A 17,494-nucleotide genomic window follows, 5' to 3' on the forward strand; every position below is an offset into this window, starting at 1 on the left:
CTAAACTACGTAGGACGTCCCATGTATTTGGACAGCTCCACGCATTCGGACAGCCCCACGTATTCGGACAGCCCGAGGAGGCGACCCCCCACGTCCACGTCAACCGCTCCCGCCGACGCCCTCCCGACCGCCGCCGCCCGCACCACCGGCCGCCACTTCCACGGCCTGAACTATCTCCTCGTGGTCCTGCTCCTCGGCTCCAACATGCCTACGGCGCTGTACTCGCTCTACCGCCACGAATTCGGCTTCACCCCGCTGGTCCAGACGCTGATCTTCGCCGTCTACGTCGCCGGTCTGCTTCCCTCGCTGCTGTTCTTCGGTCCGCTGTCGGACGCGCTGGGACGCCGCTTCGTGTTGCTGGCCGCGATCTTCTTCAGCCTCCTGGGCGCCGTCCTCCTCGCCTTCGCCGACTCGACCATCTGGCTGTTCCTCGGCCGGATCTCCCAGGGCATCGCCGTCGGCGCCTGCTCGGCCGCCGGGTCCGCCGCCCTGATCGAGCACGAACCCGCCCGGAACCTCCGCCGCGCCGGTCTCGCCGCCACGCTCACCACCGCCCTCGGCGCGGCACTCGGCCCGCTCTTCGGCGGCGCCGTCGCGCAGTACCTTCCGCACGCCCTCGTCCTGCCGTACGTGCTGTTCGCGCTGGCGCTCCTGCCCGCGCTGATCATGGTGCTGCTGCTCCCCGCACCCACCGGCGGTACGTCACGCCCCACCCAGTTGTTCCAGGTGCCGCACGTCCCCGCACCCCTGCGCCGGGTGTTCTGGCTGTCCTCCCTCGGAGTCGCACTGGCGTGGGGAGCCGTCGGCCTGTTCCAGTCGGTGGTTCCGACGTGGATCATCGACCTGCTCGACGTGAGCAACCTGGTGGTCGCCGGCGGTGCCGCCGCACTGGTCATGGTGTGCTCGGTGTCCGCGCAACTCGTCGCCAACCGACTCGGAACCGTGCTCTGCCGAACCCTGGGCATCGGCGCCGTCGGCGTCGGCATGGTCGGTCTGCTCGTCGTCGACTTCGCGCCGTCCCTCGCCCTGCTGTGCACCGTGACGGTCGTCGTCGGTGTGGGACACGGACTCTCGTTCGCCGGTGCGATGCGCGCGGTGGGCGCCGCTGCCGCCGAGCACGCCCCCGACGCCCAGGGCGGGACGCTCGCCGCGTTCTTCACCGTCGGCTACGTCGGTCTCGCGGTGCCGTCCATCTGCGCGGGCATCGCCATCACTGTCCAGGGCATGCACGTGGCCGTCCTCGAACTCGCGATCATCGGAGCCGTCCTGTGCGGCGTCGTCGCCGTGCTCGGCATCCGCACGAGGGGTGGGAACCCGGCAGAGGAGGCCAGTACTGTGGCCTGAGGACGTGAAACGCCGATGCCCGAACCGCTTCGCCACTGCGAGTTCCGCTTCTACGAGGAGCTGAACGACTTTCTGCCGCCGGTGCAGCGCAAGCGCACCTTCGAGCACCGATTCGACGGCACCCCGTCGGTGAAGGACCGCATCGAGGCGCTGGGCGTCCCGCACACCGAGGTGGATCTGATCCTCGTCGACGAGGTGTCGGTCGATTTCGGGCATCTCCTGCGTGGCGGCGAACGCGTCGCGGTCTACCCCGTGTTCGAGCGTTTCGACCTGACCGGGGTGACGAAACTGCGTCCCCGACCGCTGCGGGACCCGAAATTCGTGCTCGACGTGCACCTCGGCCGCCTCGCTCGCTACCTCCGCCTGCTCGGCTTCGACACCCGCTACCGCAACGACTTCGACGACACGGAACTGGTGGACATCTCCCTCGCCGAGCATCGCATCGTCCTGACCCGGGACACGGGACTGCTCAAACGGTCGGCGGTCACCCACGGCGGTTTCCTGCACGAAACGGACCCACGCCGGCAGCTGCGGGAAGTGTTGGACCGCTTTGACCTTCGGTCGCGGATCACGCCGTTCACGCGGTGCGCACGGTGCAACGGGCTACTCGCGCCGATTGCCCGCGACGACGCGCTCGCCGAGGCGCCGCCGGGGGTCGCGCGGAACGAACAGCAGTTCAGCCGGTGCCGGGACTGTGCGCAGCTGTACTGGCCGGGCAGCCATCTCCCGAAGCTGAGCCGGCGACTGTCGGAGGTCGGAGTCTCGCTCGAGGTGGATTCTCAGGAGGCGTGACGCAACTGCTCGGCGAACTCCGCCGAACACGCGCAGTCACCGAATTCGTCGCAGTCGATGATCAGTGCGTGCCGGACCTCGGACAACTCGACGCACGACTCGTCGGTGCATTCGGCTCCGTAGAGCGTGTGCACGATCAATGTTCCGTGACAGGTGTCGATCACGTGTGCTGTCCTCCTCACTTCTCGTTCCCCACCTCTGTTGATACCACCCGTCCCCGACAGCCCAGGGACGTGCGCGGGGTGTGTCGGCTCAGTTGCGCTCGACGTCGATCGGGTGGGTGGCGAGCAGGGCGAGGGGGAGCGGCTGCCTGCGCAGCACCTGCGCCCACACGTCGACACGGGCCGGGGCGACGACGTCCGATGCGAGCGCCGAGATGACGATCCAGTCGTCGCGCTGGAGTTCGGAGTCGAGCTGACCGTACGTCCATCCCGAGTAGCCGGCAAAGATCCGGATGCCCTCCACCAGCGGGGCGACGACCTCGGGGTCGGAGTCGAGATCGACCATCACGACGCGGCCGTGGACCCGGCGCAGACCGGGGACGCCGTCGGCCTGCGCGCCGGTGCGCAGCGTCGCCAGGCACAGTGCGGCGTCACGTTTGACGGGACCGCCGACGTACAGCGCGGACGGGCGCGCGGTGAGCGGCGCCCACTGTGGCAGCACGTCGTGGACGGCGGTTTCGCTGGGACGGTTGATGACCACACCGAGGCTTCCGGCCTCGTTGTGCTCGATCACATAGATCACGGTGCGACGGAAAGCGGGTTCGACGAGATCTGTGGACGAGACCAACAGGCTGCCGGGCCGGACCACCGGTTCCGTCGACGCCGTTCGATCTTCGGGTTCTTCTGCGTGCGCCACCTGAACATCATCCCACCGCGGCGAACGCGATGTGACGGAGGACGCGACCTGCGTCCGGTTCGCCGCTTTACGCCGCGGCCAGCCCCGCCGTCTCGGCCAGGACGGCGAGGTGGTGCTCGAACAGTGCACCCGGTGCGGTGAACGTGTCGGCGCCGTATTGCCCGAACACCTCGAAGTTCACGGCCCCGAACAGTGCCGACCACACCAGCACACCGCGGGCGAGCAGGTGGTCGGGTGTGGTGAGGCCGAGTTCGGCACGGACGCGGTCGAGGTCGGCGGCGAGGCGGTCGTCGATGGGCGCCGCCGCGTCCGCCTCGAGCTTGCCCGCCCGGAACGCGTTGTCGAAGATCCCGACGAGGGCGTTGATCACCCGCGTTCCCGGAGTCGTGGTCTGCTCCCCGGGCGCGTGGTAGCCGGGAACCGGGCTGCCGAACAGCAGTCCGTAGCGGGCGGGCTCGCGCAGCGCCCACTCGCGGACGGCACGTCCGAGCGCCAGGAACTGGTCCCGCGGTTCGGCTGCGGACGCCACGGCCGCCTCCGCGGCGTCGCCGAGTTCGTTGTATCCGTCGACGACGAGCAGCGTCAGCAGTTCGTCGCGGCTGCTGACATACCGGTAGACGGCGGACGACACCACGCCGAGGTCCCGCGCGACGGCCCGCAGCGACAGGGCCGCACCCCCGACCGCGGCCAGTTGTTCGCGACCGATCCTCGTGATGTCCTGCAACGTCTGCTCGCGGGCGCGCTCCCGTGGTGTGACTGCCATGCGGTCCAGCGTCGCAATTTCAGAGAGCACTGTCAACAAAAGAGAGCACTGCTCTTGACATCACCGGCCGGAGCGAGCATTCTCGAATGACACAGAGAGCAGTGCTCTCGAATCACCGAAATCGACTCACTCAGCGGGAGCAGAAATGTCGAATCTCGAGATCGTCACCGGAGCAGGGCCCGTCGGCTGGACCGTCGCCCGGCAGCTCGCCGAACAGGGCCGGCGGGTGCGGGTCCTCACCCGCTCGGGCAGCGGCCCGGAGCATGCCCTGATCGAGCGGCGGAAGGTCGACGTCTCCGACGCCGCGGCGCTGCGTGAGGCCTTCGACGGAGCAACCGCCGTCTACCACTGCATCCACGCCGCCTACAACGCCGGCGCTTGGGAGCGCGAACTCCCGGCCGCCGAGCAGACCGTCCTCGCGGCCGCCGGACACGTCGGCGCGGTCGTCGTGTTCCCCGAGAGCCTCTACTCCTACGACGCCTCCCGGCAGCCGATGACCGAGCACACGCCGCGGTCGGCCGACTCCGGCAAGCGCGGCATCCGGACCCGGTTGCTGAAGGCCCGCGCCGAATCCTCGACGCCCACCGTGAGCGTCGTCGCGTCCGATTTCTTCGGACCGCAGGTGCTGAACGCGCACGCCGGCGAGCGCATGGTTCCCGTCGTCCTCGCGGGCAAGACGATGCGTGTCCTCGGTTCCGCGGACCTGCCCCACTCGTTCACGTACATCGGCGACTTCGCGGCCGCGATGATCGCCGCCGCCCACGACCCGACGCTGTGGAACTCGGTGCTGCACGCACCGACCGCGCCTGCCGTCACCCAGCGGCAGATGGTCGAGGCCTATGCGAAGGCCGCCCGGGTTCCCGTCCCGAAGGTGGGCACCCTGCCCGGCTGGGTGATCCGCGGCGCCGGGCTCGTCCACCAGGGGAGTCGCGAACTCGCGGAGATGCTCTACCAGTTCGAGGAGCCGTTCGTGATGGACTCGTCCGAGAGCGAGGCCCGGCTCGGACTGGCCCCGACCCCACTCGACCGGGCCGCCGACGAGACCGTCCGGTGGTGGCAGGACAGGTCGGTCGCGGCCGCCGGATAGGGTCCTGTGAATGGCGAAACAGCTCGGGGACCGGCGCGAGGCGTGGCGCAGAACGGCGTACACCCTCCGGCGGTCGCCCGGGCTGGCCCGTCTCGCCACCGTGCGATTCGCCAGCCAGTTCGGCGACGGCATGTTCCAGGCCGCACTCGGCGGCGCGATCCTGTTCAACCCCGAGCGGGAGACGGATCCCATCGCGATCGCCGCCGGTTTCGCGGTGCTGCTGCTCCCGTACTCGGTGATCGGACCGTACGCGGGCGCACTCCTGGATCGCTGGGACCGCCGCGGCGTGCTGCTGTGGGCGAATGTGCTGCGCGGACTGCTGATTCTGGTGACCGCCGCGCTGCTGGAGACCGGAACCGGGGAGTCCGCACTCCTCGTGCTCGCCCTCGCAGCCATCGGGGTGAGCCGGTTCGTTCTCGCGGGAGTCTCGGCGGCGCTGCCGCGCGTGGTGCACCGGTCGTGGCTCGTAGCCACCAATTCGGTGCTCGCCACCACCGGTTCCGTCGTCGCCGCACTCGGGGCCGCGACGTCCGTCGCCATCATCTCGTTCGTCGGCGCCGGTGACCGCGGCTCCGGAATCGCCGTGGCGGCCGCGGCCTGCGGTTCCGCGGTGGCCGCGTTCGCGGCGTCACGCTTCCACCATCGGCTTCTCGGTCCGCACGCCGACGAGAAACCCGAATACGGGGCGGTCCGCGCCGTCGCCGCCGGCCTGCGCAACGGCGCGCTCGCCGTGTGGCATTCGCCGGGCGTCACGACCGCGATGATCGGGATCGGCACACACCGGATCGTGTTCGGCATCAACACGTTGATCATGGTTCTGGTGTTGCGTGACACCGCCACCGTCAGCGCCCTGCCGGGCGGCCTCGCCGGTTTCGGTGTCGCCCTCGGCGCCACCGCCGCGGGCATGCTGCTGGCCGCGATCTCGACGCCGTTCCTCATTCCGCGCATCGGGCGGTCCCGCACCATCGTCGGCGGCCTGATCCTCGCCCTCGTCGTGCAGTGCACGCTCGTCGCGACCCTGACGCAGGTGTCGCTGCTGTGCGGTGCCCTGCTGCTCGGATTCGCCGGGCAGTCCATCAAACTCAGCGGCGACGCAGCGATGCAGATCGAGATCGAGGACGACCGCAGGGGACAGGTGTTCGCGCTTCAGGACACGGTGTTCAACGTGGCGTTCATCGGGTCGATCGCCGCCGCGTCCCTCGTGATCGCCCCCGACGGCCGATCACTCGCACTGGTGCTGGCGGGCGGGGCGATCTACGGACTCGGACTCGTCGGCGTCCTGCTCAATACCCGCCGCGAACCCGCCTGAGAACCCGCTATTCCGACCCCGGCATCGGCACGTTCTGCAGGCGGACCTGACCGCGCGCCACCTCCTTACCGGTGTCGGCTGCCGTGATCACCACCGACCACAACTGCTGCACGCGGCCCTGCTGGATGGGCACCGCGACCACGTCGACCCGGCCCTCGGTGCGGGCCCGCAGGAAGTCGGTGCCGTTGTGCACGCCCACCGCGAACTGACCGCGGTCGGCGACGGCCGTGCTCGCGCCGATGCTGGCGGCCGATTCGACCGCCGTCGTGTAGACGCCGCCGTGCACGACTCCCCACGGTGTGTGGTGGTCGGCGGACAGGTCGATGTGGCCGACCACCTTCGTCCCCGACACCTCGTCGAGTTCCAGTCCGGCAGCGGCGACGAAGGCGCTCGCCGCCTCGCGGGTCAGATCGGTCATCGTGTGTTCTCCTCGTCGAATGCTCGGTAAGTTTGATTTCCCAACCCACCTTGCCCGGCTTCGGTGCCTGCGTCAATGGTCCCTGCGGTGCCGCCCACCGGATCCGGGCGCCACGTGTGCACCGCCGCGATCACCGGTGGCTCGCGCGGAATCTCGACGCTCACCGCGCGCAGTTCGAAATGCGGAGGCCCGAACGCCCCGGGTACCGGGTGCGGGTGGTGGGCCGGGTCCACGTGCTCGCTCGGCCCCGCTACCTCGGCATTCCACGTCCCATCACCGGAAGGATCGATGAAGTAGCGGGCCTCGTCCTCTGCGTCGTAGTCGAGCACCGAACGATCGGCCACCCCGTCGCCGTCCGAGTCCCACATCGCGTCGTCGAGGAGCCCTTCGCCGTCGAAGTCCAGGCGCACCGCATCGATGCCACCGGACGGTCCGAGGTCGAGATCGGCGGGCGACGTCCACGTCACCGGGGCGTCGGCACCGGTTCCGAACGAATACTCGAGAGGATCCATATGAAGGTTGGACGCAGCGCGACCGCATCCGGTTCCATCGAATGACAGCGAATTGCGCTGCAACCGTGAGACCGCACTGTGACCGGACTGCGACCGGACAGGCCGGGCGCGTGCGTCGGGGATGCCGTCCCCCGGTGTTATCTTCGACCCCGCGCGTGCAGGTCGGTCCACCATCACTCCGACCACCGATGTGGAGGGGTCCCGTGGTCGACAAGTCCTGGTCTGTGTCCGGAGTGCCCCTGTGCGTTGCCGCCGTCGTGGCCGCGACGATCGGCTTCACCGCCGCCCCGGCGGCAGCCGAGACCCTGCCGTGGCTCCCGGTGAACGCCTGCGGCGAGACCGGATTCAACCCGGCGAAGGAGCCGCCGAGCCCGGGCGGGCCACTGCTGCCCCCGGTCCCGCCGACCGTGAGCATCCCGATCCCGTACCCCGACTTCGTGCCCGTCCCCGTTCCCGGACCGCGCGTCGACCAGACCCGCGTCGCCCAGGACCTTCCCGCCGACCCGTGCGCGGACCCGTGCCCCGACCTCACCGACGAAACCGGAAAACCGGAAACCGACCCGGGTTCTTCGGGTTCGGCGGGGTCGTCGGGCTCGTCGGGCTCGTCCGGCTCGTCCGGCTCGAGTGCGCTGACCATCCCGAAGATCTCGATCGATCCGCGGCCCGAGACCATTCCCATTCCCGTTCCCGGCGGTCCGGGGCCCGACCCGCAGCCCGCCCCGCCGGTCGAGATCAACCCGGCCGAACGTGGTTCTCTCACCGCGGCGATGGCGAAGCCGGGTGTCGGCGACGTAAGCCTGGTGTCGCAGCTGACGGGACAGGGTTCCGAGAACCGGACCGACAAACGCTGGCAGGTGGACGGCACCGACCTCGGGATCACGTGGGAGACGAAGCCCGGCGAGGTGGCGGTCGCGTTCGGTGACACGTTCGGCAAGGACTGGGCCCCGCCGGGTGCGTTCGGCGAGGACTGGCGCAGCAACGTTCTCGGGCACAGCACCGACACCGACCTGTCCGACGGCATGACCATCGACAGCATGGTCCAGGACAGCCGATGCCACGCCGCCGAGATCATCGACAGCAGGCACATCAACAACTTCGAGACGACCACCATCCCCACGTCGGGATTCGCGATCGGTGACCGCCAGTACCTCAGCTACATGTCCGTGAAGCGCTGGAGCATGGTCCCCGGCATGTGGTACACGAACTACGGTGGCATCGCGTACTCCGACGACAACGGGCAGACCTGGACCAAGGATCAGCACGCCAAGTGGGACAACATCTTCGGCGCCCGGTTCCAGGTGTCCGCGATGGTGCCGCACGGCGACTACGTGTACATGTTCGGCACCCCCAACGGGCGGATCGGCACCATCGGCCTGGCCCGGGTACCGGTCGACCAGGTACTCAACACCACGTCGTACCAGTACTGGTCGGACGGCACGTGGACCCCCGTATCCCGGGACCTCGCGACCCCCATCGTCGGCGGGGTCGCCAGCGAGTTGTCGGTCCGCTACGACGCGGCCGCGGACAAGTGGCAGATGAGTTACCTCGAACCCGTCGGCGGTTCGATCATCCTCCGGCAGTCGTCGAGCCCGCAGGGTGTGTGGTCGGACGCGGCGACGCTCGTCGACACAGCCGACTACCCGAAGGCGTACGGCGGCTTCATCCACCCGTGGTCGACGGACGAGGACCTGTATTTCACGATCTCGGAGTGGGACAGCTACAACGTCTACCTGATGCACGCGACCCTGCACCCGTGAGTACTTATTAACCGCCGGACGTTAACAAGTACGCACGGTGTGAAGCGCAACTTCGGTGGCCTTGACGACGAAATACACGTCCAGGCCCGGCACCAGATCGAGTTCCGCAACGGACGCCGCGGTCACGTCGGCGCTCAGTTCCAGCCGGCCCCCGGCTTCGGCGGCGCGCACCCGGACCGTCGGCCCGCGCACCTCGATCTCCGAGATGGTCACCTGGAAGACGTTGCGCGGACTGCCTTCCGGAGACCGCCGGTGCACGGCCACCGAGTGCGGTGCGAACACCGCGACGGCCGGCGCGCCCCCGACGAAATCGGCGTCGAGCAGGCCGTGCATCCGGACACCGGTCTCGGTCTCGAACCCGTCCTGCGCCGCGAACACGGGAACGAGGTTGAGTCCGGCGATCCGCGCGGCGAACGCACTGCGCGGGCGCGTCAACACGTCACGCACCGAACCGGATTCGACGACCTGTCCGCCCTCGACGACGATCACCCGGTCCGCCAGCGCCAGCGCATCGAGGACGTCGTGGGTGACCACGACCGCTGTCCGGTCGCCCTCCCGCAGCACCCGCCGGAGCAGCACCCGCAGGGCGGGGGCCGCAGCGACGTCGAGGGCGGACATGGGTTCGTCGAGCAGCAGTGCCTGCGGTTCCGCGGCGAGCGCGCGGGCGACCGCGACCCGCTGCGCCTGCCCGCCGGACAACTCGTGCGGGCGGCGGTCGGCGAACTGGCTCGCATCGACCGCATCCAGCCACTTCTCGGCGACCGCCCGCGACTCCCGGCGTCCGCGACCCGAACTGCGCGGCGCGAACGCCACATTCGCGGCCACCGTCAGATGCGGAAACAACAGTGCCTGCTGCGCGAGCAGCGCGATACCGCGCCGGTGCGGCGGCACCGCGATGCCGCGCTCGGTGTCGGTGAGCACCCGGCCGTTCAGTTCGACCCGTCCCGCGTCGGGGCGGACGAGGCCCGCGACCACCGACAGCGCCGTCGACTTGCCTGCGCCGTTCGGTCCGAGGACGGCCAGCACCTCACCCTCGGCGAGGTCGAATCCCACCTCGACACCGCGTGCGGCGACCCGAGCCTCGACGCTCAGGCCGGTCACAGTGCCGCCCTCGACGCCCAGCCCCGCGAACCCACCACGATGACGACCGCGACGATCACCAGCACCAGCGACAACGCCACGGCCGCATCCGCGTCCGTCTCACGCTGCAGGTAGATCTCGAGCGGCAGGGTCCGGGTGACGCCCTGCAGACTGCCCGCGAACGTCAACGTCGCCCCGAATTCGCCGAGCGCCCGCGCGAACGCCAGCACCGAACCGGACACGAGTCCGGGCAGCACCAGGGGGAGCGTCACCCGCCGGAAGACGGTGGTGGGACTCGCACCGAGCGTGGCGGCGGCGTGCTCGTACCGCCTGCCCGCGGTCCGCAGCGACCCTTCGAGGCTGACCACCAGGAACGGCAGCGCGACGAAGGTCTGTGCGAGCACCACGGCCGTGGTGGTGAACGCGATGTGGATGCCCGCGACCTCGAGGTGCTGCCCGATCAGACCTTTCCGGCCGAACGTGTAGAGCAGGGCGATACCCCCGACCACCGGTGGAAGCACCAGGGGCAGCAGCACCAGCGACCGCAGCACCTCGAGACCGCGAAAGCTGCTGCGGGACAGCACCGCCGCCATCGGGACACCCAGCACGATGCACAGCGCAGTACTCGCGGCGGCGGTGCGCAGACTCAGTTCCAGCGCCGCGAGTGACGATTCCGACGTGACCAGTTCGAAGAATCGCGTCCAGTCGACACTCGCCAGCATCGCGGACAGCGGCAGGACGACGAACAGGCCGCCCACCGCTGCGGGCACGAAGATCCAGCCCGGAAGCCCGGACGGAACCTTCACCCTCGGCGCTCGGATCACGGCTGGGCGAATCCGGCCTTCGCCAGCACCGCCTGGCCCTCGGGTCCGGTGACGAGGTCGATGAAGCCCTGCGCCGCCTCCGGCTGCTTCGAAGCGGACAGCGCGGCAATCGGATAGGTGTTCACGGCCTGCGCGGCCTCCGGGAAGGCCACGGCGGTCACCTTGTCGCCCGCGCCTGCCGCGTCGGTGACGTACACGAGTCCGGCGTCCGCCTGACCGGCCGTCACCTTGTTCAGCACGTCGGTGACCGACGACTCCTCACTGACGGGGGTGAGGTCGACACCCGAAGCCGTCTCGACCTTCTGCGTCGCGGAACCGCACGGAACCTGCGGGGCGCACGTGACCACGAGCGTGCCCTCACGGTTCAGATCCGCGAAGGACGTGATGCCCTTGGGGTTTCCCGGCGCCGTCACGATGGTCAGCGTGTTGGTCGCGAAGTTGACCGGGGTGCCCGCGACGAGTCCGGCGTCGACGACCTTCGTCATGTTGTTCGTGTCGGCGGACGCGAACACGTCGGCGCCGGCGCCCTGGTCGAGTTGCGCGGCGAGGTCGGAGGAACCCGCGAAGCTGAACTCCACGTGGGACCCGGGGTTCGCGGTCTCGAACATCTCGCCGAGTTCGGTGAACGTGCCCTTCAGCGACGCCGCGGCGAACACCGTGATGTCGCCGCCCGATGCGGCCGCGGACGTCGACTCGGCCGAACCCGAGGCGCCGGCGCCGCTGTCGTCGTTCGAACCGCAACCGGTGAGAAGGCCCAGACCGAGTGCGGCCGCAGCAGCCCCCGTCGTGACCCGGCGCCAGGACATCTTCATGAAATTCCTCCAGGAGTTTCGACGATCACCGTGGTCGACTTGACGACGGCTACCGCGACCTTGCCGGGCTCGAGCCCGAGGTCGCGGACAGCTTCACTGCTCATCAGGGAAACGACACGGAAAGGCCCGCACTGCATCTCGACCTGGGCCATCACCTTGTCCATCACGACCGCGGTGACGATGCCGGTGAATCGGTTACGCGCCGAGGATTCCGATCCGAGCAGGTCGGGCGATTTCGACGCGTTGGCGCGCGCGAACTCGGCGAGGGCGGGACCGTCGATCACCTTGCGGCCCGACTCGTCCTTGTCCGCCGCGAGGCTGCCGTTGTCGATCCACCGCCGAACCGTGTCGTCGCTGACGCCGAGGAGTTCCGCGGCCTGCCGTATCCGAATACCCGTCATTCGGAGATCGTCCGCGCATGCGTCATAAAGGACATGCTATGTCGGCATATGCGGATCCACCAAGCGGAAACTTCCGAGAATGCGGCTTCCTCGCGGAAGGTAGCGCGGATGACGGGGAGTAGGCCGGGGGTCTTCAAATAGACGTTACCGGCTGGTATACATAATCGGCCCTGTCGAAGTGTTACCTGGATCACGTGAGGCGGTACCCGTGTCGGTATGGAGAAGGCTGTCGTGCGCGGTGAGTGCGACGTTGCTGGTCGGTGTCGGCGCGGTGGGTCTCGCGGCACCGTCGACTGCGCAACCCGTCCTGTCGCCACCACCGGTGCAGTGGTTGTGCAGCCCGCACATCGGTGCCGATCCGTGCGACCTCCCCTCGGACACCACCGACCTGGGCACCGGGGAGGTCACGGGTTCCCCCGAACCGGCCGACGAGGCGGAGAAGCCGGTCGACTGCTTCTACGTCTACCCGACCGTCAGTGACCAGCTCGCCCTCAACGCCGACCTGACGGCGCAGCCCGAGGTGCAGTCGATCGCCAGCTATCAGGCCGCGAGATTCGCCGGCGGGTGCCGTGTCTTCGCCCCGATCTACCGGCAGATGACGCTCGTTCCGGGGATCGCGGCCGGGCTGGCAGGCGCACCCCTGGCCCAGACCGGCTACGGCGACGTCCTCGCCGCCTGGAACGACTACCTCGCCCACGACAACAACGGGCGCGGCGTCATCCTCATCGGCCACTCGCAGGGCACGATGATGCTGCGCAAACTCATCCACGACCAGATCGACCCGAACCCCGCTCTCCGCCGGCAGCTCGTGGGGGCATTCCTGATGGGCGGCAACGTCCTCACCGCCCGTGGCAGCACGGTCGGCGGCGATTTCCAGAACATCCCCGTGTGCACCCGGCAGGGTGAATCGGGGTGTGTCGTCGCGTATTCCACCGCGGTGGCGGATCCCACCGTGTCGTTGTTCGGCAACAGTTCCGTCGACGCCCTCTCGCCGGCGTTGGGTTTGCCCAGCGGGCCCGGCTATCAGGTCGCCTGCACCGACCCCGCCGTGCTGAGCGGAAACCCCGACCCCGTGGGCATCACCATCCCCAGCGCCCCGTACGCGTTCGGGATCATCTCGGTGCTGCTGGGATACACCTCGTTCCCGCAGGGTGCACCGACGTCGGCATCGACATGGACCACCAGCGCCGAACGCGCCGTCGGCCGGTGCATCGAGGTGAACGGTTACCACGACTACCAGTTCCGCCTCACCGACCCCTCGGCCCAGCACGTGAACGAATTGCCCTTGTTCAACAGCCATCTCGTCGACATCAACCTCGGATACGACCGGCTCGTCTCCATCGCCGAGCAGCAGACCGACAGCTGGCTCGCGTCCACGTAGCCTTCCGGGGGCGAGCGATCAGTACACGTCCCGCACGTAGCGCTTGTCGGTGGACAGCTGCTTCATGTACAGCTCGGTGTCCTCCTCGTCGAGGCGACCGTGGGTGCGGACGACTTCGCGGACCGTCTCGTCGACGTCCTTCGCCATCCGGCTGGCGTCGCCGCACACGTACAGCGAGGCTCCCTCCTGCATCCAGCCCCACAGCTTGGCGCCGTGCTCGCGAATGCGGTCCTGCACGTAGATCTTCTGCCGCTGGTCCCGGGAGAACGCCGCATCGAGGTGGGTGAGAAATCCGTCGCGGTGCATAGCTTCCATCTCCTCGCGGTAGTAGAAGTCGGTAGCCTCGTGCTGCTCACCGAAGAACATCCAGTTCTTGCCCGTGTGACCCAATTCCCTGCGTTCGTGCAGAAATCCGCGGAACGGTGCGATCCCGGTACCGGGGCCGACCATGATCATCGGCGCGTCGGCGGCCGACGGGGGACGGAAGTGCGCCGACTTCTGCACGAAGATCGGCACGTCCGCGTCGTCGCAGTGATCGGCGAGGAACGTCGAGCACACCCCGGAGCGGTTCTTGCCCTCGTGGTTGTAGCGCACCGCGGAGACGGTCAGCTGCACCTCGTCCGGGTCCACCTTGGGGCTCGACGAGATCGAGTACAGCCGCGGCTGGAGGCGCTTGAGCACGCCCAGCCACTCCTCGGCGTCCGCGTCGACCTCGTACTGCGCCAGCACGTCCATCGACTGCCGTCCCCACAACCACTGCTGCAGCGCGATCTTGTTGTGCGGGCGCAGCAGTCGCGCCAGTTCGGTGTCCTGTGTGCGGCTCTGCACGAACCGCAGTAGTTCGGGGGTCACCTTGGTGATCTCGAGTTTCGTGCGCAGCGCCTCCCTCAGGGTCATCTCCGGCAGGTCCGGCAGCGTGACGGGGGTGTCCGGGATCGACCGGGTGACCTTCAGCCACTCGTCGACGACGCCGTCGCTGTTGGTGGGCCACACACCGAGCGCATCGCCCGCCTCGTAGGAGAATTCCGGATCGCTCACGTCGAAGCCGAACTGCCGCACGTCCTTCGACGAACCGGCCGCGCTGAGCGGGATGTTCCTCGTCAAGCGCGTGACCAGGGGAGACTTCCGGGTGAACGTGGCCGCCTTCTTCGCTGCGGGCCTGGTAGGCGCCGGGGCGGCCGGGGCGCCGCCGACGGCCGCGCGCTCGCGGACCAGGTTCTGCACCTGGGTCAGCCACTGGTTCGCCTGATCCTCGTAGTCGGGTTCGCAGTCGACGCGCTCGGTCAGCCGCTTCGCCTCGAGTTGCTCCAACCGGGCGTCGATTCGCTTGCCGTGCCCGCAGAAGTCGTCATAGTTCGAGTCGCCGAAGGCCAGTACGGCGTAACGGGTCTGCGCCAGCCTCGGCGCCTCGTCGCTGCTGAGTGCGGACCAGAAGCTGCTGCCGTTGTCGGGGGCGTCGCCGTCCCCGAACGTGCTGGTGATGATCAGGAGATCGCGGACGTCGGCGAGGCCCGCGACGTCGTAGTCGTCCATGCTGGTGAGGTGGGTGCCGTGGCCGGCCTCCTCGAGTTGGCGGGCGCATTCGGCGGCGAACTCCTCCGCGTTGCCGGTCTGCGACGCCCACACCACGACCACGGGATGCTGGACCGATTCAGCGTTCGCGGGACTCGCGTCCGGCGCCGCGGAGCCGTCCGGCACGGCGGAGCGGGAGAACAACCCCGCCATCAGACCGTCCAGCCACACCCTCTTCGACCCGGAGATCGGCGCGGTGCGCGGAAGGACCGGAACGCCCTGCAGTTCGGTGGACTGCAGACCCGCCAGCAGTCCTGCAAGGTACGTGCGCTCGTGTTCGTCGAAGCTGGGGGAAGCCGAATCATCCAGTCCGAGAATGCGGCTCATCTCGGCGGCGGGCGAGCCGCTGGCGAGGGTGAGCGCCCCGGTCGGTTCCGGAACCGCGGGCTCGGACACCGGGGCCACCCGGGTCAGGGAGACGGCACACACCTTGAACTCCGGCTGGAAGGACGTGGGGTCGACGGCGTCGTTGGTGACGGCGTTGATGCTGAGGTATTCACCGAACGAGTCGTTCCAGTGGAACGGGGCGAAACAGCCTCCGGGCAGCACGCGGTCGCTGACGACGGCGGGCAGTACCGCGCGGCCGCGCCGGGACGCGACCTCCACCTTGTCGCCTTCGGAGATCGACAGCTTCTGCGCATCAATCGGATTGATCTCGACGAACGGGCCGGAGTTCAACTTGTTGAGCTTGGCGACCTTGCCGGTCTTCGTCATGGTGTGCCACTGGTGCTGCAGTCGCCCGGTGTTGAGGACCATCGGGTAGTCGTCGTCGGGCATCTCCGCGGGCAGCATGTGCGGGCGCGGGAAGAAGGCGGCCTTGCCGCTCGCGGTGGCGAACGCGAGGCGGGGGAGTGAACCGTCGGGAGCGGACAGCAGGTTCTGGCTGACGCCGTCGTTGACGTAGCGGATCGGGTTGCGGTCGGTGCGGTTGCCGGGCGGGCTCGGCCACTGCACCGGCGTCTCCCGCAGGCGGTCGTAGCTGACGCCGCGAAGGTCGTAGCCGGTCTTGGGATTCCAGGTGCGCTTGATCTCCTCGAACACGTCCTCCGAGGATTCGTAGGTGAACGCGTCCGCATACCCCATCTCGCAGGCGACGCGGGCGATGATCTGCCAGTCGGGCAGCGCCTGGCCGACCGGGTCGACGGCCTGCTGCAGCAGGGTGAGGTTGCGCTCGGAGTTGATCATCACCGAATCCGACTCGGCCCACAGTGCGCCGGGAAGCAGGATGTCGGCGTACCCGTTGGTCTCCGTGTCGAGGAAGACGTCCTGGGTGATCACGAGATCGGCGGCCTCGAGGCCCTCGATCACGGTCCGCCGGTTGGCCACGGTGGCAACGGGATTGGTGCAGATGATCCAGCAGGCCTTGATGTCGCCCGCCACCATGCGCTCGAACATGTCGACGGTGCCGGTGCCGACCTCGGTGCGGATGCTGCCTTCGGGCAACTCCCACAGGTCCTCGATGAACGCCCGATCGTCGGCGGCGAGCACCGACCGCTGGCCCGGCAGACCGGGACCCATGTACCCCATCTCGCGGCCGCCCATGGCGTTCGGCTGACCGGTGAGGGAGAACGGGCCGCTGCCCGGACGGCAGATCGCCCCGGTCGCCAGGTGCAGGTTGCAGATCGCGTTGGTGTTCCACGTGCCGTGGGTGCTCTGGTTGAGGCCCATCGTCCAGCAGCTCATCCAGTTCTCGGCCTCACCGATCCACTGGGCGGCCTGCCGGATGTCGGATTCGGGGATGCCGGTGATCTCCGCGACCTTCTCGGGGGTGTACTCCTCGAGGAATTCCGGCATCACCTCCCAGCCCTCGGTGAACTCGGCGATGAACTCGGGATCGGTGTGCCCGTTGCGCACGAGCAGGTGCAGCAGGCCGTTGAGCAGTGCGAGGTCGGTGCCGGGCGCGATCTGCATGAACAGGCCGGCCTTGTCGGCGGTCGCGTTGCGTCGGGGGTCGACGACGATCAGTTTGGCGCCGGCCTTGATCCGGTCCATCATCCGCAGGAACAGGATGGGGTGACAGTCGGCCATGTTGGCGCCGATCACGAAGAACACGTCGGCCTTGTCGAAATCCTGGTAGGAGCCGGGCGGGCCGTCGGCGCCGAGGGACTGCTTGTAGCCGGTGCCGGCACTGGCCATGCACAGCCGCGAGTTCGACTCGATCTGGTTGGTCCCGACGAAACCCTTCGCCAGTTTGGTGATCAGGTACTGCGCCTCGATGGACATCTGACCGGACACATAGAAGGACAGGGCGTCGGGACCGTGCTCGTCGAGTTGTTCCTTCAGCCGGCGGGCGGTCTCGCTGATGGCGGCGCCGACGTCCACCGCGGCGGGCGCCTCCCCGCGCTCGTCCCGCACGTACCCGGTTTCCATGCGGCCACCGGCCACGAGCATCTCCGCGCTCGTCGCACCCTTGGTGCAGAGCCGCCCGAAGTTGGTGGGATGGTCCTTGTCGCCGGACGCCTTGAGCACCCGGCGGGCATTCGTCTCGGGATCGATCCCGATCTCGAGAACCATGCCGCAGCCGACACCGCAGTACGAGCACGCGGTCTTCACTGTGGAAGTCCCGGCTTTCTGCTGCTGCATC

Annotated in this window: 16 protein-coding genes; 6 read left to right on the forward strand and 10 right to left on the reverse strand. The window is 68.7% G+C overall.

Translation table 11 applies throughout. The features are described from left to right. The first annotated feature begins 21 nt into the window (after positions 1-21). Complete coding sequence (locus CA951_RS00015) at positions 22-1,344, forward strand: MFS transporter (protein ID WP_087554902.1); 1,323 nt, start codon at positions 22-24, stop codon at positions 1,342-1,344. A 15-nt stretch (positions 1,345-1,359) separates the two neighbouring features. Continuing rightward, the gene (locus CA951_RS00020) at positions 1,360-2,136 is read left to right on the forward strand and encodes a Mut7-C RNAse domain-containing protein (RefSeq protein ID WP_087554903.1); all 777 of its coding nucleotides are present in this window, start codon (positions 1,360-1,362) and stop codon (positions 2,134-2,136) included. On the opposite strand, the gene CA951_RS00025 is transcribed toward CA951_RS00020, so the two are convergent. The 3 genes from CA951_RS00025 to CA951_RS00035 all read right to left on the reverse strand — a co-directional run bounded on the left by CA951_RS00025 (position 2,124) and on the right by CA951_RS00035 (position 3,757). Then, on the reverse strand, positions 2,124-2,300 hold the full coding sequence (locus CA951_RS00025; protein ID WP_179220060.1) for a hypothetical protein: 177 nt from the start codon (positions 2,298-2,300) through the stop codon (positions 2,124-2,126). The two genes, CA951_RS00020 and CA951_RS00025, sit on opposite strands and share 13 nt — an antisense overlap. An 88-nt stretch (positions 2,301-2,388) precedes the next feature. Next, positions 2,389-2,994, reverse strand: a complete 606-nt coding sequence (locus CA951_RS00030) for a YqgE/AlgH family protein (RefSeq protein ID WP_087554905.1) — start codon at positions 2,992-2,994, stop codon at positions 2,389-2,391. Between the two features lie 67 nt (positions 2,995-3,061). Further along, positions 3,062-3,757 carry a TetR/AcrR family transcriptional regulator gene (locus tag CA951_RS00035; protein ID WP_087554906.1) on the reverse strand — a complete coding sequence of 232 codons (696 nt, stop codon included), beginning with the start codon at positions 3,755-3,757 and terminating at the stop codon, positions 3,062-3,064. Between the two features lie 145 nt (positions 3,758-3,902). Between CA951_RS00035 and CA951_RS00040 the strand changes: the two genes are divergently transcribed. Both CA951_RS00040 and CA951_RS00045 read left to right on the forward strand, forming a co-directional pair. Continuing rightward, positions 3,903-4,844 (forward strand): NAD-dependent epimerase/dehydratase family protein, encoded by a 942-nt coding sequence (locus CA951_RS00040; RefSeq protein WP_087554907.1) that lies wholly within the window; start codon positions 3,903-3,905, stop codon positions 4,842-4,844. 10 nt (positions 4,845-4,854) lie between these two features. Next, positions 4,855-6,153, forward strand: coding sequence for an MFS transporter (locus CA951_RS00045; protein ID WP_087554908.1), 1,299 nt, complete (start codon positions 4,855-4,857; stop codon positions 6,151-6,153). Positions 6,154-6,160: 7 nt separating this feature from the next. On the opposite strand, the gene CA951_RS00050 is transcribed toward CA951_RS00045, so the two are convergent. Together CA951_RS00050 and CA951_RS00055 are read right to left on the reverse strand one after the other, a co-directional pair. After that, entirely contained in the window at positions 6,161-6,571 is a 411-nt protein-coding gene (locus tag CA951_RS00050; protein WP_087554909.1) for a PaaI family thioesterase, read from the reverse strand. Next, a complete protein-coding gene (locus CA951_RS00055) occupies positions 6,568-7,083 on the reverse strand; it encodes a hypothetical protein (RefSeq protein WP_256973150.1) in 516 nt (171 codons plus the stop codon). Before CA951_RS00055 ends, CA951_RS00050 begins: the two co-directional genes overlap by 4 nt. 224 nt (positions 7,084-7,307) lie before the next feature. Here CA951_RS00055 and CA951_RS00060 point away from each other — a divergent pair, with 224 nt between their 5' ends. Then, entirely contained in the window at positions 7,308-8,840 is a 1,533-nt protein-coding gene (locus CA951_RS00060; RefSeq protein ID WP_087555307.1) for a DUF4185 domain-containing protein, read from the forward strand. Positions 8,841-8,861: 21 nt separating this feature from the next. Here the strand turns inward: CA951_RS00060 and CA951_RS00065 are convergent, their stop codons facing one another. Genes CA951_RS00065 through CA951_RS00080 form a run of 4 tightly spaced genes read right to left on the reverse strand, consistent with a single transcriptional unit; the run spans position 8,862 to position 11,957 of the window. Further along, the gene (locus CA951_RS00065; RefSeq protein WP_087554910.1) at positions 8,862-9,941 is read right to left on the reverse strand and encodes a sulfate/molybdate ABC transporter ATP-binding protein; all 1,080 of its coding nucleotides are present in this window, start codon (positions 9,939-9,941) and stop codon (positions 8,862-8,864) included. Then, positions 9,938-10,744: an ABC transporter permease gene (locus tag CA951_RS00070; RefSeq protein ID WP_087554911.1), complete on the reverse strand. Its 807-nt coding sequence runs from the start codon at positions 10,742-10,744 to the stop codon at positions 9,938-9,940. The genes CA951_RS00065 and CA951_RS00070 overlap by 4 nt, the downstream gene beginning before the upstream one ends. Continuing rightward, complete coding sequence (gene modA, locus CA951_RS00075; RefSeq protein WP_087554912.1) at positions 10,741-11,556, reverse strand: molybdate ABC transporter substrate-binding protein; 816 nt, start codon at positions 11,554-11,556, stop codon at positions 10,741-10,743. Before modA ends, CA951_RS00070 begins: the two co-directional genes overlap by 4 nt. Then, the gene (locus CA951_RS00080; RefSeq protein WP_072942706.1) at positions 11,553-11,957 is read right to left on the reverse strand and encodes a molybdopterin-binding protein; all 405 of its coding nucleotides are present in this window, start codon (positions 11,955-11,957) and stop codon (positions 11,553-11,555) included. Before CA951_RS00080 ends, modA begins: the two co-directional genes overlap by 4 nt. 238 nt (positions 11,958-12,195) lie before the next feature. Between CA951_RS00080 and CA951_RS00085 the strand changes: the two genes are divergently transcribed. After that, a complete protein-coding gene (locus tag CA951_RS00085; protein WP_256973151.1) occupies positions 12,196-13,338 on the forward strand; it encodes a DUF3089 domain-containing protein in 1,143 nt (380 codons plus the stop codon). An 18-nt stretch (positions 13,339-13,356) separates the two neighbouring features. On the opposite strand, the gene CA951_RS00090 is transcribed toward CA951_RS00085, so the two are convergent. Next, a complete protein-coding gene (locus tag CA951_RS00090) occupies positions 13,357-17,493 on the reverse strand; it encodes a bifunctional nitrate reductase/sulfite reductase flavoprotein subunit alpha (RefSeq protein WP_087554914.1) in 4,137 nt (1,378 codons plus the stop codon). Position 17,494 lies beyond the last annotated feature (1 nt).

This window comes from Rhodococcus sp. NCIMB 12038 (assembly GCF_002165735.1).
GTDB lineage: Bacteria > Actinomycetota > Actinomycetes > Mycobacteriales > Mycobacteriaceae > Rhodococcus_F.